The sequence below is a fragment of the Variovorax sp. P4_B11 genome (assembly GCF_056402355.1).
On sequence record NZ_JBFUHO010000010.1, the window covers coordinates 50523 to 76619 of the forward strand.

The window sequence follows — 26097 nt, forward strand, 5'->3', positions numbered from 1 at the left end:
GTTCAGTCGGTTGAGGACAGAGCAAGAACTGCTGCGCAGCTTCTTGATCTGTCCCGCAAGGTCTCAGGAAGCCACCGCCGGCTTGCCCTTGATGGTGTAGGAGCGGCCGCGGAACATCGCGATCCGCTGGCCGCGCTGGTTGGTGATCTCGCTGTCGTAGACGCCGGTGCGTCCGGCCTTCGACAGCTCGACGCTGCGGGCCGTGAGCACGTCGCCCTCGCGTGCCGGCGCCATCAGGTCGATCGAGAAGCCCGAGGCCACGGTGAGCTCGTTGTAGGAGTTGCAGGCGTAGGCGAAGGCGGTGTCGGCCAGGGCGGCGAGGAAACCGCCGTGACAGGTGGCGTGGCCGTTGAGCATGTTGGCGCGCACGGTCATCGTGACCGTGGCCTGGCCGGGCGCGACCTCGGTCACGTCGATGCCCAGGCCTCGGACCGCGGGGTCATTGGCGTACATGCGCTCGCGCACCAGGTCGGCGGTCTGCTGCGGGTTTGCTTCGGTGGCGGTATGGGGCATGTGAGGGTCTCAGCGATCGGTAAAGACGGGCGCGCGCTTGGCGCCGAAGGCGGCCACGCCCTCGAGATAGTCATGGGCGCTGCCGAGTTGCGCCTGCACCTCGGCCTCGGCGTCGAGCGCCTGATCGAGGGTCAGGTGCTGGGCGCCGTCGATCGCGGCGCGGGTCGCGGCCAGGGCCTTCACGGGCATCGCGGCAAGGCGCTGCGCGAGCCCGGCGGTCTCCTCGGCCAGGTCCGCGTCGGCTACGCACTTCCAGATCAGGCCGATGCGCTCGGCCTCGGCGGCCGGCAGCTTGTCGCCCAGCATGGCCAGGGCCAGCGCACGGGCGCGGCCGACGATGCGCGGCAACAGCCAGGTACCGCCGGTATCGGGCACCAGCCCGATCTTGGCGAAGGCCTGGATGAAGCTGGCCGATTGGCCGGCCAGCACGAAGTCGCAGTTCAGCGCCAGGTTGGCGCCCGCGCCGGCCGCCACGCCGTTGACCGCAGCGATCACCGGCACCGGCATCGAACGCAGCCGCTGCACCAGGGGCTTGTAGAGCAGCTCGATGGTGCGGCCCAGGTCCTTGGGCGGTTCGCCGGGCGGCGAGGGCGCGACCATCGGGTCGGCCAGGTCCTGGCCGGCGCAGAAGCCGCGGCCGGCCCCCGTGAGCACCACGCAGCGCACCTCGGCATTCGCCGCGGCGGCGTCGAGCGCCTGGCGCAGCGCCTGGTGCATGGCTTCGGTGAAGCTGTTGAGGGCAGCGGGCCGGTTCAGCGTCAGCGTCAGGACCGGGCCCTGCTGCGCGGCAAGCACGAGTGTGTCGGACAAGCTGTGTCTCCTGTCTTGGGTTTTGGCGTGGGCGGAGTCTTGACCGGCATCAAAAGTATCATTGACCGACCGGTCGGTTAATCATAGGATCGAAAAAAGCTTGACGCAAGTCAAAGCTGCCAAGGGATTACCCTGATCCCGGCGTCCATCCAGAAACAACGGAGATTGCCTTGCCTTGTTATTCCATCGAAGGGGTGGTGCCGGTCGTCGATCCGAGCGCCTATGTGCATCCGACCGCGGTGCTGATCGGCGACGTGATCGTCGGGCCGGACTGCTACGTGGGGCCCTGCGCCGTGCTGCGCGGGGATTTCGGCCGCATCGTGCTCGAGCGCGGCGCCAACGTGCAGGACACCTGCGTGCTGCACGGCTTTCCGGCCCAGGACACGGTGGTCGGCGAGAACGGCCACATCGGCCACGGCGCCGTGCTGCACAGCTGCACCGTGAGGCGCGACGCCCTGGTCGGCATGAACGCGGTCGTGATGGACGAGGCCGAGATCGGCGAGGCCGCGATCGTCGCCGCCTGCGCCTTCGTGCCGGCGGGCCGGAAGATCCCCGCCCGTTCGCTCGCCGCCGGCATGCCGGCCAAGGTGCTGCGCGAACTCAGCGACCAGGAAGTGGCGTGGAAGCTCGAGGGCACCCGGACCTACCAGGCGCTGACGCTGCGCAGCCTGGCGAGCATGCAGGAAGTGGCTGCGCTGTCGGCGGTCGAGGCCGGCCGGCCGCGGCTCGATGCGCCGGACGTGCGGCCGCTGATCGCGACCAAGCGGGGTTGATCAGGCCTTGCGCGCCAGGTCCCGCTCGCTCTCCACCGCGAAATAGAACCATTCGGTCCCCGGCAGCGCCTCGGCGTTCGGGAACACGATGAAGCCATCGCGCTCGGCGTGCAGGACGCTGCCGTCCTCGCGCACCCCGATCGGCTCGCCCCGCGCCACGCGGTCGAAGGTGGCCCACTCGCGCACGAACTGGTCCTCCTCGTGCAGCCGGTCGGTGACGCTGACCAGCCGCAGCAGCTCGGGCGAAACCGGCGGCGGTGCCGCCGGGTCGGGCTCGATCATCCCCAGCAGCCGCAGCGCCGACAGGATGGCCCGGTACGCGACCGCCGGTGCAGCCGGGTCCTCGTGCTGCCCGCATTCGAGCGTCACGCCGTAGCCGCCGCGGCTGCGCATGTATTCGTTGGTGCCCCAGCCGAAGGCCAGCGCGGCCTCGTCGGCGGCCTGTCCGCGCTGCGCCAGGCCGGCGGCATAGATGTCGAGCCAGCCCTCGACCACCCGCGGCGTGCCCAGGTGCAAGGCCAGCTGTCCTTCCTCGAAGCCGCGCGCGAAGGGTTCGAGCGGGCCGGGGTTGTCGCGCGGCCCGATCATCGCGAAGGCCTCGCCCTCGCTCTGGAAGGAATGCAGGTCGAGCAGCACCTCGTGCCGGTCCAGCAGCGGGCACAGCAGATCGGTGATGCGGGCCTCGTAGTCGGCCGGCTCGGCGTCCGGCGCGGTCGGCCGGAACAGGCGGTTGAGGTTGCGCTCGCCTTCGCGCCGCAGCCGCCGCCGCGCCAGCGGATTGGCCACCGGCACCAGGCTGAGCTGGCCGCGCAACAGCTGAAGCGATCCGGCATCGAGCGCGGCCACGATGCGCTCGATGCCGGCGGTGCCGCAGGTCTCGTCGCCGTGCACGCCGCCCAGCACGATCAGGCGCGGCCCGGGTTGCAGGGTCGCGAACCCATGGATGCGAAGAAAGTCGTGAGGCGCGGTCATTTCGCCGCTCATCCTACAGTGCGGCCTGGTCGACACCGGCAAGGGTCCGGCGACCGGGCCTACGACGACAAGCTCAAGCCTTGACGGTGGTGGCCAGTTGCTCGCGCATCGCCCTCACCACGCTCCCATAGTCCGCGGCGTTGAAGATCGCGCTGCCGGCCACGAAGGTGTCGGCACCTGCGCTGGCCACGCGCGCGATGTTGTCGGCCTTGATGCCGCCATCGACTTCCAACCGGATGTCGCGGCCGGTCTGGTCGATGCGCTTGCGCGCGAGTTCGATCTTGCGCAGCGCCGAATCGATGAAGCTCTGGCCGCCGAAGCCCGGGTTCACGCTCATGATCAGAATCAGGTCGATGTCGTCGATCGCCCAGTCGAGCGCCTCCAGGCCCAGGCCCGGGTTGAACACCAGCCCGGCCTTGCAGCCGGCCGCCTTGATCGCCTGGATGCTGCGGTGCGTGTGCGGCGATGCGTCGGGATGGAAGCTGATGTAGTCGGCACCGGCCTGCGCGAAGGCCGCCGCCAGCGCATCGACCGGCTGGATCATCAGGTGGACGTCGATCGGTACCGGCTGGCCGTCGGGTGTCTTGGCATGCGGCTTGAGGGCCTGGCAGACCATCGGCCCGAAGGTCAGGTTCGGCACGTAGTGGTTGTCCATCACGTCGAAGTGGATCCAGTCGGCACCGGCGGCGACCACGTCGCGCACTTCGTCGCCAAGGCGTGCGAAATCGGCCGAGAGGATGGAGGGGGCGATTCTGAAGGGGCTGCTCATGGGCCCGGATTGTCGCAGCAGGAGAAAACCCCCGTACACGGGCCGCAGGCCGCCTCGAGGCGGCCTGCGGCCCGATGTACCATCGTCTCGATGTCGAGTCTCCTCCCCATCAGCATCCAGGTCGAGCCGCGCTACCTGCCAGACCAGTCCTCGCCCGAGGACCGGGTGCATACCTTCGCCTATGCCGTGACGGTGACCAACCATGGCAAGGTGGCGGCACAACTGATCGCGCGCCACTGGGTCTTTGCCGACGCCTCCGGCCACACGCAGGAGGTCGACGGCCTCGGCGTGATCGGCCAGCAGCCCCTGCTGGCGGCAGGGGAATCCTTCCGCTACACCAGCGGCTGCCGGTTGCAGGCGCCCAGCGGTACCATGCACGGCAGCTTTTTCTTCGTCACCGAGCGCGGCGAACGCTTCGACGTTCCGATCCCCACGCTGGTGCTGGAAGCCGACGCGGGCGACATGCCCTCTTCGCGCGTGCTGCACTGAGCACGCTTCCTTTCTTCGAGCCATGAACGCCTCGCGCGCTCTGGATGTTCCGCGGGGCCGATGTTCCCCAACGTATCGATGACGACTTTTCTTCCCAATGATCTGCTGGGCTTCTGGTCGGAATGGGTGCGGCCCTCGGCCGGCCTGCCGATCGTGCTGTGGTCGCTGCTGCTGGCCGCCGCGGCCGCGGCCGGCCACCTGGTGCAGCGCTACATGGGCCTGCCCAAGGTGGTCGGCTATTCGATCGTCGGCACGGTGGTCGGCTTCGCCGGCTTCGAGGGCGCGATCTGGCCGCTGCAGGGCATCAGCCTGTTCCTGCTCGAACTCGGCGTGGCGATCGTGCTGTTCGAGGCCGGCGGCCGGCTGCCGCTGCGCTGGTTCAAGCACAACCCGATGGTGCTGGTCCAGAGCCTGCTCGAATCGACGCTGACCTACTTCGGCGTCTTCTGGACCCTGCACTGGCTCGGCATCCCCGACCCGGTCGCGAACCCGATCGCGCTGATGGCGATCGTGGCCTCGCCGGCGGTGCTGAGCCGGGTCGTGATGGACACCCGCGCCTCGGGCCCGGTGACCGAGCGCGCGATGACGCTCGCCACCCTCAACACCTTCTATGCGCTGGCGCTCGGCTACGCGCAGGCCGGCCTGATCGAGCATGCGCCCACCGGCCTGCTGCAGAAGCTCAACCCGGTCGGCGTGGTGCTCGGCCTGTCCTTCGTGGTCGGTGCGCTGATGGCGCTGTCGCTGCGTTCGGCGCTGCGCGTGATGAGCCCGAGCAGCGAGAACACCTCGATCCTGCTGCTGGCGATCATCGCCGCCGGTGCCGCGCTGGCGGCGCACTTCGGCGGCTCGGCGCCGCTGGCGGCCCTGATCGGCGGCGTGCTGCTGAAGGCCCTCAACCCCAAGCCCTGGGCCTGGCCGCGGCAGCTCGGCACCGCGGCCTCGCTGCTCACGATGCTGATGTTCGTGCTGGTGTCGATCGTCGCCGCCCAGGCCGACTGGAGCCTGCCGGTGGCCAGCGTGGTGCTGAGCGTCATCGGCGTGCGCGCGCTCGCCAAGATCGCCGGCGTCGCGATCGCCAACCCGGGCAGCGGCGCGAGCTGGAAGCAGGCCTTCTGGGTCGGCTGCGCGATGTCGCCGCTGTCGTCGATCGCGATGCTGATCACCTCGGCCTTCGTCACCGCCTCGCCGCTGCTGGGTGCGATGATCACGCAGATCGCACTGCCCGCGATCCTGCTGATGGAAGTGCTCGGCGCGGTGTTCGCCACCGTCGCCATCCACGCCGCCGGCGAGAGCTCCATGCCCTGGACGCCCGAGGCCTTCGGCACGGTGGAGGACACCCAGAGATGAGCGCAGCGCCGGGCCGCCCCAAGCAAGCTCGCACCCCCTCGGGGGGCAGCGAGGACACGAAGTGCCGAGTGTGGGGGTTTCAATACGCAGCGCCGGGCCGCCCCAAGCAAGCTCGCACCCCCTCGGGGGGCAGCGAGGACACGAAGTGCCGAGTGTGGGGGTTTCAATACGCAGCGCCGGGCCGCCCCAAGCAAGCTCGCACCGCAGTGCGAAGCACGGAGGTTTCATGACCAGCCGCACGATCGACCCGCGGACCGGCGCCCCGGCCAACACGCCCGCCAGCCGGGTGGTGCCGCTCGAGCCCTTCAACAAGTCGGTGGCGCTGTCGCTCGGCGTCGAGCTCGAGCTGCAACTGGTCAACACCCACGACTACGACCTCGCGCCCTATGCCGAGGACATGCTGCGGCTGATGGCGCAGACCCCGCTGCCGGGCAGCGTGGTGCCCGAGATGACCTCGAGCATGATCGAGATCTCGACCGACGTCTGCCATTCGGCGCTCGACGTGATCACCCAGCTGACGCCGATCCGCGATGCGCTCGTCAGGAACGCCGACAAGCTCAACATCGCGGTGGTCGGCGGCGGCACGCATGCCTTCCAGCAGTGGCACGAGCGGCGCATCTACGACAAGCCGCGCTTCCGCGCGCTGTCGGAGCTGTACGGCTACCTGTCGAAGCAGTTCACGATCTTCGGCCAGCACGTGCACATCGGCTGCCCGGATGCCGACGCGGCGCTCTTGATGCTGCACCGCATGTCGCGCTACATCCCGCACTTCATCGCGCTGTCGGCGTCCTCGCCCTTCGTGCAGGGGCAGGACACGCAGTTCGATTCGGCGCGGCTCAACTCGGTGTTCGCGTTCCCGCTGTCGGGCCGGGCGCCCTTCACCTTGTCATGGAAGGAGTTCGAGAACTACTTCATGCGCATGACCCGCACCGGCGTGGTTCGCAGCATGAAGGACTTCTACTGGGACATCCGGCCCAAGCCCGAATTCGGCACCATCGAGATCCGCGTCTTCGACACGCCGCTGACGGTCGAGCGCGCCGCCGCGCTGGCCGGCTACGTGCAGTCGCTGGCGGCCTGGTTCCTGCAGGAGCAGCCCTTCACGCCGACCGAGGACGACTACCTGGTCTATACCTACAACCGCTTCCAGGCCTGCCGCTTCGGGCTCGATGCGCTGTACGTGGACCCGGCCAGCGGCGAGCACATGCCGCTGCGCGACCATATCCTGATGACCATGACCCAACTCGAATGGCACTGCGAGGCGCTCAATGCCACGCAGGCGCTCGGCGAGCTGCGCACCAGCGTCGAGGCGAACCGCAACGACGCCCGCTGGCTGCGCGAGAAGCAGGGCAAGGAACGCCTGCTGGCCGAGGTGGTTCGCCAGGCCGCGCTGCGCTTCAGAAGCTCGGCGGTGTGAGCAGATCATGAGCGGCACCGGCGAATTCGACCTCATCGCGCGCTACTTCACGCGCCCCGCGCAGCGCTCGCCGCTGGGCGTCGGCGACGACTGCGCCCTGCTCGCGCCGGCGCCCGGCATGCAGATCGCGGTGTCCTCCGACATGCTGGTCGAGGGCCGGCATTTCCTGTCGACGGTCGACCCGGCGCGGCTCGGCCACAAGGCGCTGGCGGTCAACCTCAGCGACCTGGCCGCCTGCGGTGCCAAGCCGCTGGCCTTCACGCTGGCGCTCTCGCTGCCGTCGGTCGACGAGCCCTGGCTCGCCGCCTTCTCGCGCGGCCTGTTCGCGCTGGCCGATGCGCATGGCTGCGAGCTGGTCGGCGGCGACACCACGCGCGGCCCGCTCAATCTCTGCATCACGGTGTTCGGCGAAGTGCCAGCCGGCGCGGCGCTGCTGCGCTCGGGTGCGCGCCCCGGCGACGACGTCTGGGTCAGCGGCACGCTGGGCGATGCGCGGCTGGCGCTCGAGGTGTTCCGCGGCGCGCTCGCGCTGCCGGCCGAGCTGTTCGAGCTGGCGCGCGGCCGCATGGAACAGCCGACGCCGCGCGTCGCGCTGGGCCTGGCGCTGCGCGGCATCGCGACGTCGGCGGTCGACCTCAGTGACGGGCTGGTCGGCGACCTCGGCCATGTGCTGCGCGCAAGCGGCGTCGGCGCGCGCCTCGACGTCGATGCGGCCGCGAAGCTGCTGGCGACCGGCGACACGGCAGGCCTGGACATCCCCATGCGGCGCGCCTGCACGCTGGCCGGCGGCGACGACTACGAGCTCGCGTTCACGGCGCCGGCGTCGGCGCGCGCCGCGGTCGAGCAAGCCGGGCGCGCCAGCGCGACGCCGGTCACGCGGATCGGCGCCATCGAGGCCGAGGCGGGCCTGCGCCTGGTTGACGCCCAAGGCGGCGCCGTGACGCAGCGCTTCGCGTCCTTCGACCACTTCGCCTGAGCGGCCTCAAGCGCGGCGTCGGTTCTCGACCGGTACCGCCTCGAGCACCGCGAAGGCCGAATCGATCTCCAGATCGTTCAGCACGCAGGTCAGCCCGCGGTAGAGCTCGTTCGGCGACACCGGCTTGTGCAGCAGCGGCACGCCGCTGGCCCGGGCCTCGCGCAGGCGCTGGGGCGCGGTATCGCCGGTGATCAGCAGGGCCGGCAGCTGCGCGCCGAACTCGGCGCGCAGCGCCGCGATGGCCTCGGCACCGGTGCGCAGTTCGCGCAGGCGATAGTCGCTGATGACCAGGCCCGGCGGATGGGCCCGCGCCAGCGCCTGGGCGTCCTCGATCGAGTCGGCGACATCGCATTCGCAGCCCCAGGCCGTCAGCAGCTGCTGCATGCCGGCGCGCACCGCCTCGTCGTCGTCGATCACCAGCACCCGGACGTCGAAGACCCGCGCATGGCCGGCGACGGTCTCGAAAACGCTGCTCGCAACACCGCTCTGCGCGATCGGCAGGGCCAGCCTGAACACGCTGCCGCGCCCTGGCTCGGACACCAGCGACAGCGGGAGGCCCAGCGCACGCGCCAGGCCCTGCGCGATCGCCAGGCCCAGCCCCAGGCCCTTGCGCCGGTCGCGCTCGGCGTTGCCGAGCTGATGGAACTCGCGAAAGATCTCACTGTGCTGGGTCGGCTCGATGCCGATACCCGTGTCCCAGACTTCGAGCAGCAACTCCCGCCCACGGCCGCGGCAGGCGACCAGCACGCCGCCGCTGTCGGTGTAGCGGATCGCGTTCGAGACCAGGTTGCGCAGGATCAGCGCCACCAGCGCCGGGTCGGAGCGCACCGCCGCATGGGTCTCGCGCGAGCGGTAGACGATGCCCTTGGCGTCGGCTTGCGGCGCCAGTTCGTTCTCGATCCGGTTCAAGAGGGGCTGCAGCAGGAAATCCTGCATCTGCGGCTCGACCACGCCGGCCTCGATGCGCGAGAAATCGAGCAGGGTGTCGAGCATCTCGGCCGAGGCCTGCCAGGTGGCGCGGGCATTGGCCAGCGCGTCGTACTGGGCCCCCGACAACTTGCTGCGGGCCAGCACCTCGAGGAACAGCCCCTGCGCATGGATCGGCTGGCGCAGGTCGTGGCTGGCGGCGGCGAGAAACTTGGACTTGGCCAGGTTCGCCTGGTCGGCCTTCAGCTGCGCCGCCTGCGCATGGCCGGTCTCGACCCGCAGGCGCTCGATCAGCTCCAGGTTTTCGAAGCGCAGGTCGATCGCCGCGCGCGCTGCCCGGGCGCTGTTGCGCGCCTGGCCGAGCAGCGTGGCGACATAGAGCACCGCGCCCACGCCGAGCGCGTTGTAGGCCGGGTCGCCCAGCAGCGCCAGCTTGGCGGCCACCACGGCCAGCTCGACCGCGCCGAAGACGATGAACACCGGCAGCACCGGCGACAGCGAGGACATCGAGCTGCCGGCGACACCCGCCAGCACCGCGATCACGAGGATGCTGCCGGCGACCGTGGCGCCGCCGAGCGCGACCCAGGCCAGGGCACCCCAGACGGCGGCATCGATGGCATTGAGCACGATCTGCCGCCACACGAGGCGGGGCGCGCACTCGAACGAGATCTCGGCGGCCAGCGTGCGCCGGGCATCGCGGGCGTAGTACAGCTTGAACAGGATCACGGTGCCGGCCCAGAGCCGCAGCGCCAGTGCATTGCCGTCATTGGCGAGCACCCAGACCAGCAGCAGCGCGACCCCGATGGTCGGAATCACCGAGCTGCCGACGTTCCCGAGCTGCAGTCGGAGCTGCTCGACCAGCGTGCGCCCATCGGCCAGGCGCAGGAGCTTGTGCATCAGGCGACCAGCCCCCGGCGCCGTGCCGCGAAGCCGGCCTCGGACCGGCTCGAGACCTGGAGCGCCGCCAGCACCGCCTGCACATGACCACGCACGGTGTTCTCCGACAGCCCGAGGCGGCGGCCGATGACCTTGTTGGGCAGGCCCTGGCACAGCAGGTCGAGCACCTCGAACTGGCGCGGCGTCAGCAGCTGGGGGGCGGCGGCGCCCTCGGCCGCCGGTGCCTGCGTGGCGGCGCTGGCGGGTTCGCCGCGGCGCAGCCGTTCGATCAAGGCCAGGATGTTGTCGGCGCTGTCGGCCTTCGAGACGAAGGCTGCCGCGCCGCGCTCCAGCGCCATCCGCACAGTGTGCGGGCCGGCGTCGGACGACAGGATGACCACCGCCGCGTCGGGCCACTTGCGCTTGAGCAGCGTGATGCCTTCGAGGCCGTTGAGTCCGTGCAGCTGGATGTCGAGCAGCACCAGCGCGGGCGAGTCCATGCCTGCGCGCAGGCCCTCTTCGAGCGAACTCGCCTCCGCCACTTCCAGTTCGGGGATGCCGGACGCGAGCACCATGCGAAGTCCGCAGCGGAACAGCGCATGGTCGTCGATGAGCAGAATCCGAGCCGGCAACATAGAGCGGCAATTCTGCGCGAAGTCGAACCGGTCCAAATGGACTATTTACCCCGGTGGGCCTTGGCGCCACCATCCGGGAGTCAAAGCTATTTGTTGCAGAACCGCCCCGACTTCCGCCCGCCGAATGAAGCCCTTGATCGACATCCAACGCGTCGGACCGAACGCGTACTGCCACCGCATCAGCGCCCAGGGCGGCGCGGCACGGGAAGAAAGCCGCACCTTCGGCGCGCTGGAACATTGCCTGCGCGACGCGGGCGAGTCGCTGGGCCGCTATTTCGCCCAGGCGGAACTCAAGCTCGACGGACTGTTCCTGGGCGCCTGCGCCGTCGATGCGCTTCGCACCACCCCCCAGGCCGTGGCCCGCCGCATTTCGCAGCATTTCCAGCCGGCCTGATCGCCAGTCTCAGCCCCGCGCAGCGACAAAACGCTGCGCCAGCAGGGCCGCCAGCGCCGGCGCCAGCGCAAAGCTTGCGAACAGCCACGTGGCCGCCGATTGCGCGCCCGCCGCGCCGCCGGGTTCGGTCAGCCCTGCGGCATTCGCCACCAGGCCGGCCACCGCGGCGCCGATCGCCATGCCGTAGAGCTGCACGGTCGTGATCGATGCCGACGCCAGGTTCTCCTCGCCGGGCCGCGCCAGCGTCAGCACCCGGGTGAGCAGATGCGGCCACCCCATGCCCACGCCAAAGCCGGTGCAGGCCAGCGCGAGACCGAGGCCGAGCGTCTGGAACACCGGCGTGAAGCGCACCACGGGCACGAGCAGCAGCAGCCCGAGCAGTCCGAGCGTGCTGACCACCGGGCCGAGGCGCAGCATGCGATCGGCGCGCGGACCCGTGCGGCCCGCGGACAGCAGCGATGCGGCGCTCCACCCGCCCGCCATCGCGGCCGTGAGATAGCCCGCGGCCAGCGGTGAATGGCCGTGCAGCGTCTGCAGGAAGTAGGGCACGAAGATCTCGGTGTCGGTCCCGATCAGGAGCAGCGCGACGCAGGCATAGATCGCACCGAACGCGGTGAAGGGCGCGTAGGCGCCGGTGGGCAGCAGCCGGACCGTCGCCCGCCGGTCGACGCGCGCTAGCACCACGCCCAGTGCCAGGCCGAAGAGCACCATGCCGATCTGGCCGGGCAGCGTGTCGAACAGGCTCGCCGTCGCGACGCACAGGGCCGAGGCGATCAGCAGCAGGATCTGGCCGATCGGCAGGGCGGCGCGCGGGGCCTCCCGCTCGGCCGCGCCGGCACGCGACGGCAATTGCACGCTGACGATCAGGGCCTGGACCAGCGCGACCGGAAGCAGGGCCCAGAAGGCCCAGCGCCAGTGGCCCAGTTGCGCGAAGACGCCACCGACCGCGGGACCGCACAGGGTCGCGACGCCCCACATGCCCGAGACCAGCGCGACCGCGCGCGGCCACAGGCTGGCCTCGAACATGAAGCGGATCAGCGCGTAGCTCAACGCCGCCAGCACGCCGCCGCCCAGCCCCTGCACGGTGCGCCCGGCCAGCATCCAGGCCATGCCAGGGGCCGTCGCGCAGCCGACGCTGCCCAGCACGAAGACCGCCAGCGCCGCCAGGTAGGTCCGGCGCGGCCCCAGTTCCTGGAGCAGGCGCACCGACAGCGATGCGCCGAGGATCGACGCCGCGACAAACAGCGTGGTGTTCCAGGCGTACCAGGCGACGCCGCCGATGTCCTGCACGACCGAGGGCAGCACCGTGGTCACGATGTGCACGTTGATCGCATGCAATGCGACCCCGCCAGTGACGGCGACGGCCCGCCAGGCGTTGCGCCCCGAGAACAATTCGCCCCATGAAGCGGCGCTGGTCGGGACGGCAGCGGGGGAAAGCGAGGTCATGGGGGAACGAGGCTGCCGGGCAGGCATATTATCAAAGCAATTGCTTGCATATTAGCAGTCACTCGCAATTAGACAAGTAAAATCTTGTGGAATATGACACCGAATTCCACGGCCGACCGCATCCTGCTGCTGCTGAAAAGCCGCGGCCCGACGTCGACGGCCGTGCTGGCCGCCGCGCTGCAGACCACGACCGAGGCGGTGCGACAGCAGGTGCACAAGCTGGTCGAGGCCGGGCTGGTGCGCGGGGTCAGCGAGGCGCCCTCCGGCGTCGGGCGCCCGGGCCAGGCCTGGTCGCTGAGCGCCAGCGGGCACGCGCGTTTTCCCGACCGGCACGCCGAACTCACGCGGACGTTGATCGACACGGTGCGCGAGGTGTTCGGCGAAGCCGGGCTCGAGCAGCTCATTGCGCGGCGCGAGAGCGCGTCCCGCGCTGCCTACCTGGAAGCCTGCCGGGACCTGCAGGATCTGGAGCCGCGGCTGCGCAAGCTCGCCGCGCTGCGCGACGACGAAGGCTACATGGCGCGGCTGGAGCCCGACGGCCACGATTGGCTGCTGATCGAGGACCACTGCCCGATCTGCGCCGCCGCCGAGACCTGTCAGGGCTTCTGCCGTTCCGAACTCGATGTGTTTCGCGAGGTCGCCGGTCCGCAGGGCCGCCTGCGCCGCGAGGAACATCTGATCGCAGGCGCGCGCCGCTGCGTCTACCGCATCACGCCGCTCCCCGCCTCCGCGCCAAAGATGCGCGACACTGCGGGCTGATGCAAGCCGATCCCGATTCGCCCTCTCCCGCCGCCCCGTTCCGCCCGACCCTGCGCTTCCTGTTCGCGCATCCCGCGCACCTGATCGCCCTCGGCTTCGGCTCCGGCCTGCCGCGCCGTGCGCCCGGCACCGTGGGCACGCTCTGGAGCTGGGTCGCGTTCCTGCTCATGGAGCGCTGGCTCTCGAACGCCGCCATCGGCTGGGTGATCCTCGCCTCGCTGCCGATCGGCTGGTGGGCCTGCACGGTCACGGCCCGCCACATGCAGGTGGCGGATCCCGGCGCCATCGTCTGGGACGAGGTGGTCGCCTTCTGGATCGTGCTCTGGCTGGTGCTGCCTGGCGGCCTGCTGGCGCAACTCATCGCCTTCGGGCTGTTCCGCTTCTTCGACGCCGCCAAACCGGGCCCGGTGGGCTGGGCCGACCGCCTGTTCAAGCCGCACGAAGGGCCCGATGGCACGACGCGCTGGGCCGCGGCAGGCTTCGGCATCCTGTTCGACGATCTGGTGGCGGCCTTCTGCACGCTGCTGGTGATTGCCGCCTGGCGCGCAGCATGGTGAACCGCATGGACGAAACCCCGACGCCCCTCGCCGACCTCGACGTTGCCGCCCTGGTGCTGCGGCTGGCCGAACTGCTGCAGCGCAAGGGCTGGATGATGGCCACGGCCGAAAGCTGCACCGGCGGACTCATTGCCGGCGCCTGCACCGATCTTTCAGGTTCCAGCAACTGGTTCGAGCGCGGCTTCGTGACCTATTCGAACGAAGCCAAGAGCGAGATGCTCGGCGTCGACGCGGCGCTGATCGAGGCCCATGGCGCCGTCAGCGAACCGGTGGCGCGCGCCATGGCCGAAGGCGCGATCGCGCGGTCGCGGGCCCGTGCCTCGGTCGCCGTCACCGGCGTGGCGGGGCCCACCGGCGGCTCGCCCGAGAAGCCGGTCGGCACCGTGTGGTTCGGCTGGTCGATCGACGGCCGCGTGCGCACCGAGCGCCGCCGCTTCGACGGCGACCGCGCCACCGTGCGCGCGGCCACCGTCCACTGCGCGCTGCTGACCTTGGTCGAGCTGGTGCGCACGGCCTGATTCCCAGGGCCCTCCGGCCTGGGCGAGCCGGCCGCTGACGCTGACTGAATTAGGATGGCGCATGCTCACCGAACAGACCCTCCGCCGCTTCTATGACGCCTTCGCCCAGCTCGACGCCGACACCATGGCAAGCTGCTACGCGCCAGACGCCAGCTTCGACGACGAAGCCTTCTCGCTGCGCGGCGCGCGCGAGATCGGCGGCATGTGGAAGATGCTGTGCGGCGGCACCCGGGCCAAGGGCGCCGCGGTCTGGAAACTGAGCTACCGCGACGTCGAGGCCGACGCCACGAGCGGCCGGGCGCATTGGGATGCGCACTACCTCTTCAGCGCCACCGGGCGCGTGGTCGACAATGCGATCGACTCGCGCTTCACCTTCACGCCCGAGGGCCTGATCGCGACCCAGCGCGACCGTTTCGACTTCTGGCGCTGGTCGCGGCAGGCGCTGGGCGCGCCCGGCCTGCTGCTGGGCTGGTCGCCGATGCTGAAGAAGAAGGTCCGCGCCACTGCGGCGGCGAACCTCCACGCCTTTCTTGCCCGCAATCCCTGACCAACCGACTGGCCACGCCATGACCGACATCACGATCGCCAACAATCCCGCCGCGCACCGCTACGAAGCCCGTATCGGCGGCGAACTCGCGGGCTACAGCGAATACAACCTGCTGAGCGAAGCCATCATGTTCACCCACACCGAGGTGCTGGAGGCGTACGAAGGCAAGGGCGTGGGCTCGGCCCTCGCCCGGCATGTGCTCGACGAGGCCCGGGCCGACGGCAAGCACGTGATCCCGGTCTGCCAGTTCATCGCCGGCTACATCCGCAAGCACCGCGACTACGCGGACCTGGTGCGGCCGGACGTGCAGCGGGCGTTCAAGATCTGAAATGAAACACCCCCGAGGCGCCTGCGGCGCCTCCCCCTCAAGGGGGCGATACCAGCGGCCCGGCGAAGCCGGTTCCGCGGTATCCCTGGCCTATGGCTGCGCCGGTTTCATGCGTCGCGGGTCGCGCGATCAATCGCAGCGGAAGCCGACTTCGCCCGCGGAGACACCCGGCGCCCTGTGCTCCAGGAAGCGCATCGGGGCACCGAAGCTTCGGCAGTAGGCTTGCGCCTCCTGCTCGGTCGGTGACTTGAAGACACCATCGCCGAGCTGCACGACGCGCGGCGCGGGGCGCGACGCGCAACCGGCGCACAGCATGGCCAGCGCGAGGCTCGCGACGATCGCGAACCGTCGCCTCGGGAGGGCTTCAGTCTTGATAGAACACCTCGACCTTGCCCTTGAGCTTGATCAGCAGCGGCTTGCCCTTGCGATCGAGCGTTCGCCCCGCGGGCACCTTGATCCAGCCTTCGCTGATGCAGTACTCCTCGACGTCGAAGCGTTCCTTGCCGTTGAAGCGGATGCCGATGTCGTGCTCGAAGACGGCGGCGACGTGGTGGGGGCTGCGCGGGTCGATGGACAGATGGTCGGGCAGCGGAGGGATCGGGGTGGTTTCGGTCATGGATCTTGAATTCTTCTACAGGCCCCATTTTGGCCGCTCCGGGGCCGGCAGCCAGGCGAAGGCGAGCGTCGCCGCCACCAGCAGCACCGCGATGGTTCCCAGCACCGCGCGGAAGGCCTCGACGCCGTGGGCCGCGCCGACCGAGGCCGCGACGCCCGTGACCCACTGCATCACGGCCACGCCGAGGAACATCGCCATCGTGAAGACCGCCATCGCGCGGCCCGTGAGCGCCGCCGGATAGGCCGCTCGCACGTCCGCGTACTGCCAGACGATGAAGCCGCCGAGCAGCCCGATCAGGATCGTGCCGCCGACGTCGATCCAGGCCTGGGTGAAGAAGCCGACCGCCGAAAACAGCGCGGCATAGACCAGGCTGCAGCCGATGATGCGGCGCCGCCGCACCGGGCCCTCGCGGTCGAGCCGGCCGAACAGGGGCGCGCCGACCAGCGATATCACCGAGACGACCAGCGCCACGTTGCCGCTCTGCACCAGCGAATAGCCGTGGCGCTCGATCAGCAGCGGGCCGAGCCACAGCCCGCGCAGCGAGATGAAGGCCGCATAGGTCACGGCCCCCAGCACCATGATGCCGAGCGTGTGCGGCAGCGCGAACAGCGCGCCGAACTGCCGCAGCGCCGCCGCGACCGACTCGCTGGGCGGGCCGTCCGGCCGCGCCGGCTCGCGCACCCAGCGCCAGATCGCCAGCCAGGCCAGCACCGAGGCGGCCGCCAGCACGACAAAGCCCATGCGCCACGATCGCTCCTGCACCAGCCACGCGAGCGGCGTGCCGGTCAGCAGCATGCCGACGCCGCCGATGCCCAGCACCAGCCCCGACACCGAAGCGAAGCGCGCCGCCGGGAAATGGCGCGCGATGAACACCGTGCAGACCAGGAAGGCCGGCGCACAGCCGACGCCGATCAGCACCTGGCCGGCCACCAGCAGCGCGTAGTCGGTGGACAGGGCGGACAGCAGCGCGCCCGCGATGGCCAACGGGAAGGCGGTCAGCACGGTGCGGCGCACCCCGTGCAGGTCGATGCCGATGCCCATGAAGAGCTGCATTGCGCCGAAGGCGAAGTGGAAGGCGGCCGAGAAGACGCCGAGCGCCTGCGCCGAGAGCCTGAACTCCGCCTGCAGCTGGCTGGCCATGATCGCGCCGACCGTGCGGTAGGCCTGGCTCAGCGCGAAGGCGGTGCACAGGGCCAGCACCATCGCCCAGGCGGCGCGAGCAGACAACCCACCCGGTGCGGCGTTCAAGTGCCCGCCTTCGCCAGACGGATGTTCCAGGAGCCGCGCTGGGCGCCCCCGGCCGGCGCAGCCAGGCCCGTTGGTGAAACACCGCGGAACCGGCTTCGCCGGGCCGCTGGTGTTGCCCCCGGTAGGGGGTGGGCGGCTACACGAAGTGAGCCAACCTGGGGGCGAGCCCCTACGCCCCGTGGCACTTCTTGTACTTCTTTCCGCTGCCGCAGGGGCAGGGGTCGTTGCGCCCCGGGGTCGCCTCCTTGCGGATCGTTTCCACCCGCGGCCCCATGCTGCGCCACAGCTGGCGCAGGTCGTACACGGCCCAGATCGCGGCGCCGAAGTCATCCACCCGCTGCTGGCTCACGCTCGGTGGGCCGTCCTCGGCATACATCGAGAGCGCGGGCTTGCCGGTATCGTCCTCGGTCAGCGTGACGATGGCGTCGAGCGCCTCGTCGAGCATCTGCGCCGCCTCCTTGTCGCGCGGCGGCGCCCAGTCGTCGGGCCAGTTCTCGACCGCATACATGAAGCCCAGCGCCCAGACCTGGGCGAAGGACGGGATCGCCTCGCCGGCCATCTCGGCGCGTTCTTCCTCGGGCAGCGCAGCGATGGCGCCGCGGGTGTCGAGCACTTCGGGCTGCCAGGTGCGCTCGTCGTCGAGCGATTGCACGTCGGCGTCGAGGCCGGCCTCGATCTCGCGCCAGCGCCGCTTCCAGCGCCAGACGAATTCCATGTGTTGCGCCGGCACGAAACCCTCGCCGAGCAGCACCGGCCAGTACTCGGCCGGCTCGATCGGCCGCCGGGTGCAGACCAGCGCGGCCATGAAGCCTTCGCAGAATTCCCATTGCGGGGTCTCGTCGTCGTGCTCGCGCAGGGTGTCGAGAACCTGGTCCTGGGCGTCGAAATCGTCGGGGCCGAGGGGCGGTTGCTCGGGCTGGGCGGGGGTCGGGGTGTCGGGCGGGATTGTCATGGCGTTACAAATGCAGCCCTCTATGATGCAGCAAGGCTCCGGAGACTCACTATTTCGACATCGAAGATTGCGCCGTTCCCGGCGCGTTACACCGCGTTCGCGCTGTGCGCGGCCGGGCTGGTCGCGAGCGTCGTGGCGGTCCTGCTCGCCCCGCAGCTGTGGAGGGCCTGGATCGCCCTGGCGGTTTTCGGCCTGCTCACCGGGACCGGCGTGCACGACCTGCGGCAGACGCCGCACGCGATCCTGCGCAACTACCCGGTCATCGGCCACCTGCGCTTCCTGCTCGAGTACATTCGTCCCGAACTGCGGCAGTACTTCATCGAGAGCGACGCCGAGGCCGCGCCCTTCTCGCGCGCCCAGCGCTCGCTGGTCTACCAGCGCAGCAAGGGCGAACCCGACAACCGGCCCTTCGGCACCCAGCTCGATGTCGCGCTCTCCGGCTACGAGTGGATCAACCACTCGATGCGGCCGACGAAACTCGCCGACCACGATTTCCGCATCGTCATCGGCGGCACCCCGAACCCGGCCTCGCCGGCCGGCCAGGTCTGCACCCAGCCCTACAGCGCCAGCGTGTTCAATATCTCGGCGATGAGCTTCGGCGCACTGTCGGCCCACGCGATTCTCGCGCTCAACCAGGGCGCGAAGCAGGGCGGCTTCGCGCACGACACCGGCGAAGGCTCGATCTCCTCCCACCACCGGGTGCACGGCGGCGACCTGATCTGGGAGATCGGCTCGGGCTACTTCGGTTGCCGCAACGACGACGGCTCCTTCAGCGAGGAGCGCTTCATCGCCAACGCGCGCGACCCGCAGGTAAAGATGATCGAGCTCAAGCTGAGCCAGGGCGCCAAGCCCGGCCACGGCGGCGTGCTGCCGGCCCCCAAGGTGACGCCCGAGATCGCGGCCGCGCGCGGCGTGCCGGTGGGCGTGGACTGCATCTCGCCATCGTCCCACAGCGCCTTCTCGACGCCGACCGAGATGATGCATTTCATCGCCCGGCTGCGGGTGCTGTCGGGCGGCAAGCCGACCGGTTTCAAGTTCTGCCTGGGCCACCCCTGGGAATGGTTCGCGATCGTCAAGGCGATGCAGGAGACCGGCCTGCCCCCCGACTTCATCGTGGTCGACGGCGCCGAGGGCGGCACCGGCGCGGCGCCGGTCGAGTTCAGCGACCACGTCGGCGCACCGCTGCAGGAAGGCCTGCTGCTGGTGCACAACACGCTGGTCGGGGTCGGCCTGCGCGAGCGCATCAAGATCGGCTGCGCCGGCAAGGTGATCACCGCCTTCGACCTGGCGCGGATGATGGCGCTGGGCGCCGACTGGTGCAACGCGGCGCGCGGCTTCATGATGTCGCTGGGCTGCATCCAGGCCCAGGCCTGCCACACCGGCTTCTGCCCGACCGGCGTGACCACCCAGGACCCGGTGCGCCAGCAGGCGCTGGTGGTGCCGGCCAAGGCCGACCGGGTGCGCAATTTCCACCGCAGCACGCTGCATGCGCTGCAGGAGCTGGTGCAGGCCGCCGGGCTCGACCATCCGCAGCAGATCACGGCCCATCACATCGTGCGGCGCATCTCGGACACCGAGGTGCGGCTGCTCAGCAACCTGATCATGCAGGTGCAGCCCGGCGCGCTGCTCGGGTCGCTCGACGCGCAGCACAACGTGTTCCGCGCCTACTGGCCGCTGGCCAGCGCCCAGAGTTTCAAGCCCCTCGCCGTCGCCCTATGAATCCGGCGAGACGAGGCGCATCGTCGACGCGCGTGCAGATGCGCAAGGGCATGGCCTCGGCGCCGGCGCCGCTGGAGACCGGTGCGGCGCCGCAGCCCGCCGACTACGCCGAATTCCTGCGCGCCACGCTGCCGCAGCAGACCAAGGCCGTTGCCAGCCATCGCTTCGGCAGCGAGCGCGTCTGGCTCAAGAAAGCCGGACCGCGCCATGGCAAGCTGCGCTACCACCTGCTGGCGGCGATCGCCGGCGCACTGCGGCTCGACGTGCTGAAGCCGGTGCCGAATCCGGGCGGCGAGGCGGCGATCGCGATCGAGGCCGAGCGGCTGCGGCATCTCGGCACCGCCGGCCTGCGAGTGCCCGCAGTGCTGGCGCAGCAGGGCGACGGCCTGCTGATCTCCGACCTCGGGCAGAGCGGCCGGCCGCCGGTGGTGCTGCAGGAGCGGCTCGACCAGGCCGCGGCCGCCGGACCGGCCGCCCTGCTCGCGACCTGGCGCGAGGGCCTGGCCGCCATCGCCGTCGTGCATGCGCACCGAACCTACCTGAGCCAGGCCTTCGACCGCAATCTGGTGCAGTGCCCCGACGGCACCATCGGCTACATCGATTTCGAGGACGACCCCGGCAAGACACTGCCGCTGGCCGAATGCCAGGCGCGGGACTGGCTCAGCTACCTGCACTCCACGGCGATGCTGGTCGACGCCGCCTCGCCGCACGCGGCCGAAGCGCACTGGCATGAAGTGCTGGACCAGGCCAGCGACGAGGTGCGCGACCGCCTGGCCGTCGCGGCGCAGCGCATGCGCTGGCTGCGGCGCCTGCCCGCGGGCCGGCGCTGGGGCCGCGACACGCAGCGCGTGCGGGCGGTGGCGCGCCTGCTGGCACGCTGGTACGGCGGCTAGCCCGCCACCATCGTACAGAGCGCCGCGGAAAAGCGCCCCAGCTAATCTTTGCCACCAGTCTCGGAAGCCGGGCACCGCGGGGCTGCACTATCCGCCCATGCCCCACATCGACGAGTTCGAGCCGATGACCCTCGACGAACGGCCGCTGCCGGGCGCGGCACTTTCAGAAGTAGCCCCAGATGGCGCAGACATTTCCTATTGCTCCTCTGGTTTGCGATGGGCCTTAATCCTCAAGGCGCCGCATTGCCGCGGAACCTAGAACTAACTAATCAAATTTGGGGGGAGCCCGCATTGGCCCAAGACATCTTTTTGAAATTGAGCGGGATCAACGGTGAGTCGCAAGACGCCGCCCATGAAGACGAAATTGAAGTCCTGGATTGGGAGTGGGAGGTCACGCAGACGTCCAGCATGCACTCCGGCAGCGGAGGTGGGGCGGGCAAGGCCACTGTGCATGACCTCTCTTTCGATCACTACGTGGACCGCTCGAGCCCCAACCTGATGAAGTACTGCCTGACCGGCAAACACATCGACACGGCCACGCTCGTCGTGAGAAAGGCGGGCGAGAAGCCGCTGGAGTTCCTGAAGATCACGATGGGCGACGTGATCGTGACCCAGGTTGCCCCCAGCCTCAAGACCACCATGCGGCAGGCAAGAGAGACGGTCAGCCTCTCATTCGCGCGAGTGAAGCAGGAGTACACCATCCAGAACCAGCAGGGTGGTTCCGGCGGCACGGTGTCGATGAGCTTCGACATCCAGAAGAACACCGAAACATAAGGGGAGAGGCATGGGTCTCTATATCGATCGCGGCGGAATCGTTGACGCCGAACGGATCAAGGTCAAAATCTTCCCTCTCATTGAGCGTGGAAAGTTGGGCGCGGTGAATGGCATTGTGGTTCACCAGACTGGCGGGTCCACGGCGGTGAGCTCCTTCAATTCATATTCAAAAATGGATCGCAACGGAGGCCCTCCCAATGGTGCTCATTTTTTAATTGAAAAGGACGGACAAATTTACCAAACTGCATCTCTCTTCAGAGTCACCAACCACGTTGGATTTCTGCAATCTAGGTGCGTGATCACGCAAAAGTGCACGCCCACTGAATTGAAAAGGTCAATGGCTCTGGAAAGGATAAAGGGTAACAACGCCAAGGCAAAGGCAGTTCACTCGAACGAGGCGCCGAAGAAGTGGCCCGAAAGATACCCTTCGAATGCCGATGCCATTGGGATTGAGCTCGTGGGCGAGGCACCTGGAAAGGAAGGCAAGGAGGTGTTTGTGCCGGTCACGGCGCAGCAGACTTCTTCTCTGCAATGGCTTATCAAGGAGTTGGTCGAGACGTTCAACGTATCGATGCATGAAGTATATAGGCACCCTGCTATTGGGCGGAAGAACGAATCCGAGGCGCGCACAGCCACATGGTAGTAAGACTGATCATCGCGGTAGCCGCACTTGCCTTTGCCTGCCACGCGAATGCTCGCACAATCCAGAAGGTAGTTATCCTGGAGACTGGCCTCAATAAGAATCCAAATGAGTACGGCCTCTCCGAGGCTTGCAAAAAGTTCAAACCGACTGCGCGCCAGGTCAAAGAATTTTTCACCAAAGCGTATATTGTCCCGCATCGCTTTAGCCTGCATGAGCGCTATGCGCCCTGCTATGCAACGGGCACGCTGGAGTTCAGCGACTTCGGCAAGGTCGAGTGGGTTGTCTCGTCAGGCGGCACGGGCTCAATTTCGTGGGACGAAGGCGAAAATGTGTTCCTGTACTACAGGGGCTACAAGTGGCTTGACCCGACCGCGTGCAGCTACGGGTTGGGCGATGTCTTGGACTGCTGAACGGCTTGAAGTTTGCGCCGCGATTGTTCTCGCCGCGTCACTCGCCTTCGGCGGCAACAGTGAGGCCAGGACCGTCCATAAACTGGAAATCAAGGGTGCCGGCTTGACTGGTGAATCGAATGAACGAACCAAGGAGTTGTGCAGGGCATTCAAGCCGACGCTCAAGCAGGTTCGGAACTATTTCAACAAGGCCTACCATGTCGAAAGTTACATTGGCACGAGCGAGCGATATTCCCCTTGCATCGCGTTCGGCACTTTGACCTACAGCGACGGCTCTTTTGGGGATTGGACCCTGCATTCGAGTGGCACTGCCTCGTTTATCTTCAATCGGGGCGATTCAGTTTCTTTGTTTTACAAACACAATAAGTGGAGCGATCCCACCGCCTGCACCTATGGGCTCGGGTCCGTCCCTGACTGCTGAGCGGCGCGCGAGAAGCGTGTGCCGCGAGTGCAGGAAGTCCTTCTCGGTCAGCGCATCGTCGATCCCTGCTGTCGGGCGGAAAAAAAAGACTGAGGCGAGTACAGCCACATGGCAGTAAGACTGATCATCGCGGTAGCCGCACTCGCCTTTGCATGTCAGGCGAACGCTCGGACTATCCAGAAGGTCGTGATCCTGGAAACTGGCCTCAATGCGTACCCCAGAGAGCCAGGACTGACTGAGGCTTGCAAAAACTTCAAACCCACCGTGCGCCAGGTCAAGGACTTTTTCACCAAGGCGTACCCGGTCCCCGGCAGATTTGGCGCGCATGAGCGATATGCGCCCTGCTATGCGTCGGGCACCATGGAATTCAGCGACTTCGGCAAGGTGACGTGGGGCCTTTCCTCAGGCGGCACGGCCACCTACACCTTTGATGACGGCCACGGCGATACCGTGCAGCTGTACTACAGGGGCTACAGGTGGTTCGACCCTACGGCTTGCGAGTATGGGGACGGAGAAGTCGAGGTTTGCTGAGCGAAGCGTGCGCCGAGAGGTTGGTGGCCGTGTAAGCACGCCGAGTTCCAGCTAGCTCTTGGTCTTCAGATACAGCGCGAAGGTGTCGGCCAGCAGTGCATCGAGCTCGGCCGTGATGATGTCGCGGGTGGCATCGGCGCCGAGCGGGTTCGGAGTGGCGAGCGGCGCCTGCAGGCGCCTTTTCGCAACCGCCATGTCATGGACTTCTGGCTCGTGATTGCCCGTCACGGGAAGCCGCGCCGGGCGATGCCCATTGCACGGAGACCGCGACACCCTGGACCGCAAGCCGCTTGCGCATCGAAAGCACCGCGCGGTCCTTGCTCAGCAGACGCGCACGGTGCGCGACCGCGAGGTCGATGAACATCTGGTCGTCGGGATCGCTGCAGACGCAAGGCGCCCGGACCGGCACGCCGTCGACCTGGCGTGCGCGCGCATCGAACTCGGCCAGCACCTCGTCGGCAGCCAGCGCCCTGGACGCCAGGCGCCTGGCGATCAGCGGATAGCCGAGCACGCGCGCGAATTCGTCGCGCATCGCCGCGGTGGCGATCCATTCGAGCGCGCCGTCCGCCAGTGCCGCAGCCAGGCCGGCCTGGCCGGGGTCCTCGAACACCAGCAGGTCGAGCGCGATGTTGGTGTCGATGACGACGCCAGGCCGGCGCCGGGCCGCCCCAAGGCGGCCTGCGGCCCCCTCGGGGGGCAGCGACCCACACGCAGTGGGGGAGCATGGGGGCTCAGGCCGGCGCCGGGCCGCCCCAAGGCGGCCTGCGGCCCCCTCGGGGGGCAGCGACCCACACGCAGTGGGGGAGCGTGGGGGCAATCCAGCCACTCCGGTTCAGCCGCGCTTGGGGATGTCCAGTCCGGCCATCACCGCGGGGCGCTTCACGAAGGCATCGAGCACCCGCGTCACCTGCGGGAAGTCGGCGATGCCGACCAGGTCGCCGGCCTCGTAGAAGCCGATCAGGTTGCGCACCCACGGGAAGGTCGCGATGTCGGCGATGGTGTAGGCGTCGCCCATCAGCCAGGCACGCCCGGCCAGCCGCTGGTCCAGCACGCCGAGCAGGCGCCGCGACTCGGCCACGTAGCGGTCGCGCGGCCGCTTGTCCTCGTAGTCCTTGCCGGCGAACTTGTTGAAGAAACCGAGCTGTCCGAACATCGGGCCGATGCCACCCATCTGGAACATCAGCCACTGGATCGTCTCGTAGCGGCCGGCGGCGTCCTGCGGGATGAACCTGCCGGCCTTGTCGGCGAGGTAGATCAGGATCGCGCCGGACTCGAACAAGGCCAGCGGCTCGCCGCCAGGCCCGTGCGGATCGAGGATGGCCGGGATCTTGTTGTTCGGATTGAGCGACAGGAACTCCGGCGAAGTCTGGTCATTCGACTGGAAGCTGACCAGGTGCGCCTCGTAAGGCAGGCCGGTCTCCTCGAGCAGGATCGAGACCTTGACGCCGTTCGGCGTCGGCAGCGAATACAACTGCAGCCGGTCGGGATGGACAGCGGGCCATTTCTTGGTGATCGGGAAGGCGGACAGATCGGTCATGGCAGATTGCGGATGCGGGGGAGCCGCATTCTGGCCCGAAACGCAATACCGGGCCGAAGCCTCAGGCCTTCCGCGCCGAGCCCGCCACCATGTCGAACTTGAAGAGCCGGCACTCGATCGGCCCGTTCCACATCGGCACCCGGCGCGATTCCTTCAGGCGCATGCGCTTGGGCAACTGCAGGTCGGGCGTCAGCACCCAGGCGGTCCAGCCGGCATAGTTCTTCTTCCAGTGGCTCGCGAGCTGGACGAAGAACTCGCCGCCGTCCTCGGTCTGCGCGTCCTCGCGGCCGCGCGCCACGCCGCCGACCTCGATCCGCTCGCCATAGGGCGGGTTCAGCACGATCACGCCCGACTCGGCCGGCGGCATGCGCTGCAAGGCATCGCCGCCGCGGAACTGGATCGCCGCCGCCACGCCTGCGCGCTCGGCGTTGCGCTCCGCGAAGTCGACCATGCGGTGCGAGACGTCGGAGCCGAAGATCGCCAGCGTACGCTGCGCCACGGGCGGCACGGCCTCGGTCTTCAGCGCCGACCACACGTGGGCCTGGAAGGGCAGCAGCTTCTCGAAGCCGAAGCGCCGCAGCGAGCCGGCCGCGATGCCGGAGGCGATCTGCGCCGCCTCGATCGCGATCGTGCCGCTGCCGCAGCAAGGGTCGTACAAGGGCGCGCTCGCCACCGTGCCGGTTTCCGGGTTCCACCAGCCGCTGGCCGCCAGCATCGCCGCGGCCAGGGTTTCCTTCAGCGGCGCATCGCCCTTGTCCTGCCGCCAGCCGCGCTTGAACAGCGGCTCGCCCGAGGTGTCGACATACAGCGTGCAGGTGTCGGTGGTGAGGTGCGCGAAGACGCGGCAGTCGGGCCACTGGGTCTCGATGCTGGGCCGAACGCCGCCCGCCTTGGCACGGAAGCGGTCGGCGATCGCATCCTTGATGCGCAGGGTGGCGAAGTTGAGGCTCTGCAGCGGGCTGTGCTGCGCCGTGGTCTCGATCTTGAAGGTCTGCTTCGGCGTGAACCAGATCTCCCAGGCGACGCCGCTGGCGATCGCGTAGAGGTCGTTCTCGCTGCGATACGGCGCATGCGCGAGTTCGATCAGCACGCGCTGGGCCAGCCGGCTGTGGAGATTGAGCTTGAGGGCGTCGCGCCAGTCGGCGCGCACCCGCACGCCGCCGCGCAAGGTGAGCAGGTCCTGCCCCGCGCGGCCGGTCAGCGCATGCACTTCCTGCGCCAGGAAATCCTCGACACCGGCGGCGCAAGGGAGAAAAAGAGAGAGATCGTTCACCCCGCGATTGTCGCCGCGACGGGGCCCCGG

At 68.8% G+C, this 26097-nt stretch carries 32 protein-coding genes; 18 read left to right on the forward strand and 14 right to left on the reverse strand.

The features are described 5' to 3' along the window. Positions 1-63: 63 nt before the first annotated feature. Together paaI and AC1DYD_RS12225 are read right to left on the reverse strand one after the other, a co-directional pair. A complete protein-coding gene (paaI, locus tag AC1DYD_RS12220; protein ID WP_478173003.1) occupies positions 64-513 on the reverse strand; it encodes a hydroxyphenylacetyl-CoA thioesterase PaaI in 450 nt (149 codons plus the stop codon). A gap of 9 nt (positions 514-522) precedes the next feature. Then, positions 523-1323 carry an enoyl-CoA hydratase-related protein gene (locus tag AC1DYD_RS12225; protein ID WP_478173004.1) on the reverse strand — a complete coding sequence of 267 codons (801 nt, stop codon included), beginning with the start codon at positions 1321-1323 and terminating at the stop codon, positions 523-525. Positions 1324-1493: 170 nt separating this feature from the next. Here AC1DYD_RS12225 and AC1DYD_RS12230 point away from each other — a divergent pair, with 170 nt between their 5' ends. Then, positions 1494-2096, forward strand: a complete 603-nt coding sequence (locus AC1DYD_RS12230) for a phenylacetic acid degradation protein PaaY (protein ID WP_478173005.1) — start codon at positions 1494-1496, stop codon at positions 2094-2096. On the opposite strand, the gene AC1DYD_RS12235 is transcribed toward AC1DYD_RS12230, so the two are convergent. Together AC1DYD_RS12235 and rpe are read right to left on the reverse strand one after the other, a co-directional pair. Then, positions 2097-3068 carry a succinylglutamate desuccinylase/aspartoacylase family protein gene (locus AC1DYD_RS12235; RefSeq protein WP_478173006.1) on the reverse strand — a complete coding sequence of 324 codons (972 nt, stop codon included), beginning with the start codon at positions 3066-3068 and terminating at the stop codon, positions 2097-2099. 73 nt (positions 3069-3141) lie between these two features. Next, positions 3142-3837 (reverse strand): ribulose-phosphate 3-epimerase, encoded by a 696-nt coding sequence (gene rpe / locus AC1DYD_RS12240; protein WP_478173007.1) that lies wholly within the window; start codon positions 3835-3837, stop codon positions 3142-3144. A gap of 90 nt (positions 3838-3927) precedes the next feature. On the opposite strand from rpe, the gene apaG reads away from it, so the two are divergent. The 4 genes from apaG to thiL all read left to right on the forward strand — a co-directional run bounded on the left by apaG (position 3928) and on the right by thiL (position 8063). Further along, on the forward strand, positions 3928-4326 hold the full coding sequence (apaG, locus tag AC1DYD_RS12245; RefSeq protein WP_478173008.1) for a Co2+/Mg2+ efflux protein ApaG: 399 nt from the start codon (positions 3928-3930) through the stop codon (positions 4324-4326). A gap of 78 nt (positions 4327-4404) precedes the next feature. Beyond that, positions 4405-5673, forward strand: coding sequence for a cation:proton antiporter (locus tag AC1DYD_RS12250; protein WP_478173009.1), 1269 nt, complete (start codon positions 4405-4407; stop codon positions 5671-5673). Between the two features lie 289 nt (positions 5674-5962). Then, the gene (locus AC1DYD_RS12255; protein WP_478173096.1) at positions 5963-7087 is read left to right on the forward strand and encodes a YbdK family carboxylate-amine ligase; all 1125 of its coding nucleotides are present in this window, start codon (positions 5963-5965) and stop codon (positions 7085-7087) included. Positions 7088-7094: 7 nt separating this feature from the next. Next, positions 7095-8063 (forward strand): thiamine-phosphate kinase, encoded by a 969-nt coding sequence (thiL, locus tag AC1DYD_RS12260; RefSeq protein WP_478173010.1) that lies wholly within the window; start codon positions 7095-7097, stop codon positions 8061-8063. 6 nt (positions 8064-8069) lie between these two features. On the opposite strand, the gene AC1DYD_RS12265 is transcribed toward thiL, so the two are convergent. Together AC1DYD_RS12265 and AC1DYD_RS12270 are read right to left on the reverse strand one after the other, a co-directional pair. Beyond that, positions 8070-9887 (reverse strand): ATP-binding response regulator, encoded by a 1818-nt coding sequence (locus AC1DYD_RS12265; protein ID WP_478173011.1) that lies wholly within the window; start codon positions 9885-9887, stop codon positions 8070-8072. Continuing rightward, positions 9887-10501, reverse strand: a complete 615-nt coding sequence (locus AC1DYD_RS12270; protein ID WP_478173012.1) for a response regulator — start codon at positions 10499-10501, stop codon at positions 9887-9889. Before AC1DYD_RS12270 ends, AC1DYD_RS12265 begins: the two co-directional genes overlap by 1 nt. 133 nt (positions 10502-10634) lie before the next feature. Between AC1DYD_RS12270 and AC1DYD_RS12275 the strand changes: the two genes are divergently transcribed. Continuing rightward, the gene (locus AC1DYD_RS12275; protein WP_478173013.1) at positions 10635-10895 is read left to right on the forward strand and encodes a hypothetical protein; all 261 of its coding nucleotides are present in this window, start codon (positions 10635-10637) and stop codon (positions 10893-10895) included. A 9-nt stretch (positions 10896-10904) separates the two neighbouring features. Here AC1DYD_RS12275 and AC1DYD_RS12280 read toward each other — a convergent pair whose 3' ends face one another. After that, positions 10905-12341 (reverse strand): MFS transporter, encoded by a 1437-nt coding sequence (locus tag AC1DYD_RS12280; RefSeq protein WP_478173014.1) that lies wholly within the window; start codon positions 12339-12341, stop codon positions 10905-10907. Positions 12342-12434: 93 nt separating this feature from the next. On the opposite strand from AC1DYD_RS12280, the gene AC1DYD_RS12285 reads away from it, so the two are divergent. The 5 genes from AC1DYD_RS12285 (at position 12435) to AC1DYD_RS12305 (ending at position 15050) form a co-directional block, all read left to right on the forward strand. Further along, positions 12435-13100, forward strand: coding sequence for a helix-turn-helix transcriptional regulator (locus AC1DYD_RS12285; RefSeq protein ID WP_478173015.1), 666 nt, complete (start codon positions 12435-12437; stop codon positions 13098-13100). Further along, complete coding sequence (locus tag AC1DYD_RS12290; RefSeq protein WP_478173016.1) at positions 13100-13657, forward strand: phosphatidylglycerophosphatase A family protein; 558 nt, start codon at positions 13100-13102, stop codon at positions 13655-13657. Before AC1DYD_RS12285 ends, AC1DYD_RS12290 begins: the two co-directional genes overlap by 1 nt. Further along, the gene (locus AC1DYD_RS12295) at positions 13651-14175 is read left to right on the forward strand and encodes a CinA family protein (RefSeq protein ID WP_478173017.1); all 525 of its coding nucleotides are present in this window, start codon (positions 13651-13653) and stop codon (positions 14173-14175) included. The genes AC1DYD_RS12290 and AC1DYD_RS12295 overlap by 7 nt, the downstream gene beginning before the upstream one ends. Positions 14176-14236: 61 nt before the next feature. Continuing rightward, the gene (locus tag AC1DYD_RS12300) at positions 14237-14722 is read left to right on the forward strand and encodes a nuclear transport factor 2 family protein (protein ID WP_478173018.1); all 486 of its coding nucleotides are present in this window, start codon (positions 14237-14239) and stop codon (positions 14720-14722) included. 19 nt (positions 14723-14741) lie between these two features. Continuing rightward, positions 14742-15050, forward strand: a complete 309-nt coding sequence (locus AC1DYD_RS12305) for a GNAT family N-acetyltransferase (protein ID WP_478173019.1) — start codon at positions 14742-14744, stop codon at positions 15048-15050. 364 nt (positions 15051-15414) lie between these two features. On the opposite strand, the gene AC1DYD_RS12310 is transcribed toward AC1DYD_RS12305, so the two are convergent. The 3 genes from AC1DYD_RS12310 to AC1DYD_RS12320 all read right to left on the reverse strand — a co-directional run bounded on the left by AC1DYD_RS12310 (position 15415) and on the right by AC1DYD_RS12320 (position 17866). Then, complete coding sequence (locus AC1DYD_RS12310) at positions 15415-15666, reverse strand: DUF3297 family protein (RefSeq protein ID WP_478173020.1); 252 nt, start codon at positions 15664-15666, stop codon at positions 15415-15417. 15 nt (positions 15667-15681) lie between these two features. Next, positions 15682-16869, reverse strand: coding sequence for an MFS transporter (locus tag AC1DYD_RS12315; protein ID WP_478173097.1), 1188 nt, complete (start codon positions 16867-16869; stop codon positions 15682-15684). A gap of 214 nt (positions 16870-17083) precedes the next feature. Next, the gene (locus AC1DYD_RS12320) at positions 17084-17866 is read right to left on the reverse strand and encodes a UPF0149 family protein (RefSeq protein ID WP_478173021.1); all 783 of its coding nucleotides are present in this window, start codon (positions 17864-17866) and stop codon (positions 17084-17086) included. A 51-nt stretch (positions 17867-17917) separates the two neighbouring features. Here AC1DYD_RS12320 and AC1DYD_RS12325 point away from each other — a divergent pair, with 51 nt between their 5' ends. From AC1DYD_RS12325 to AC1DYD_RS12355, 7 genes are all read left to right on the forward strand, one after another. Further along, a complete protein-coding gene (locus AC1DYD_RS12325) occupies positions 17918-19585 on the forward strand; it encodes an FMN-binding glutamate synthase family protein (protein ID WP_478173098.1) in 1668 nt (555 codons plus the stop codon). Next, positions 19582-20478: a BUD32 family EKC/KEOPS complex subunit gene (locus AC1DYD_RS12330; RefSeq protein ID WP_478173022.1), complete on the forward strand. Its 897-nt coding sequence runs from the start codon at positions 19582-19584 to the stop codon at positions 20476-20478. Before AC1DYD_RS12325 ends, AC1DYD_RS12330 begins: the two co-directional genes overlap by 4 nt. A 291-nt stretch (positions 20479-20769) precedes the next feature. Next, on the forward strand, positions 20770-21252 hold the full coding sequence (locus AC1DYD_RS12335) for an Hcp family type VI secretion system effector (RefSeq protein WP_478173023.1): 483 nt from the start codon (positions 20770-20772) through the stop codon (positions 21250-21252). 10 nt (positions 21253-21262) lie between these two features. After that, positions 21263-21895: a peptidoglycan recognition protein family protein gene (locus AC1DYD_RS12340; RefSeq protein WP_478173024.1), complete on the forward strand. Its 633-nt coding sequence runs from the start codon at positions 21263-21265 to the stop codon at positions 21893-21895. Then, positions 21889-22305 carry a hypothetical protein gene (locus AC1DYD_RS12345; protein ID WP_478173025.1) on the forward strand — a complete coding sequence of 139 codons (417 nt, stop codon included), beginning with the start codon at positions 21889-21891 and terminating at the stop codon, positions 22303-22305. Before AC1DYD_RS12340 ends, AC1DYD_RS12345 begins: the two co-directional genes overlap by 7 nt. Beyond that, entirely contained in the window at positions 22289-22726 is a 438-nt protein-coding gene (locus AC1DYD_RS12350; protein WP_478173026.1) for a hypothetical protein, read from the forward strand. The genes AC1DYD_RS12345 and AC1DYD_RS12350 overlap by 17 nt, the downstream gene beginning before the upstream one ends. Before the next feature lie 108 nt (positions 22727-22834). Beyond that, complete coding sequence (locus AC1DYD_RS12355) at positions 22835-23257, forward strand: hypothetical protein (protein ID WP_478173027.1); 423 nt, start codon at positions 22835-22837, stop codon at positions 23255-23257. Between the two features lie 51 nt (positions 23258-23308). Here the strand turns inward: AC1DYD_RS12355 and AC1DYD_RS12360 are convergent, their stop codons facing one another. The 4 genes from AC1DYD_RS12360 to AC1DYD_RS12375 all read right to left on the reverse strand — a co-directional run bounded on the left by AC1DYD_RS12360 (position 23309) and on the right by AC1DYD_RS12375 (position 26067). Continuing rightward, positions 23309-23452 (reverse strand): hypothetical protein, encoded by a 144-nt coding sequence (locus AC1DYD_RS12360; RefSeq protein ID WP_478173028.1) that lies wholly within the window; start codon positions 23450-23452, stop codon positions 23309-23311. 1 nt (position 23453) lies between these two features. Next, the gene (locus AC1DYD_RS12365; protein ID WP_478173099.1) at positions 23454-23957 is read right to left on the reverse strand and encodes a putative toxin-antitoxin system toxin component, PIN family; all 504 of its coding nucleotides are present in this window, start codon (positions 23955-23957) and stop codon (positions 23454-23456) included. Positions 23958-24089: 132 nt separating this feature from the next. Continuing rightward, complete coding sequence (locus AC1DYD_RS12370; RefSeq protein ID WP_478173029.1) at positions 24090-24794, reverse strand: glutathione S-transferase N-terminal domain-containing protein; 705 nt, start codon at positions 24792-24794, stop codon at positions 24090-24092. A gap of 61 nt (positions 24795-24855) precedes the next feature. Beyond that, complete coding sequence (locus AC1DYD_RS12375) at positions 24856-26067, reverse strand: THUMP domain-containing class I SAM-dependent RNA methyltransferase (protein ID WP_478173030.1); 1212 nt, start codon at positions 26065-26067, stop codon at positions 24856-24858. Positions 26068-26097: the final 30 nt, after the last annotated feature.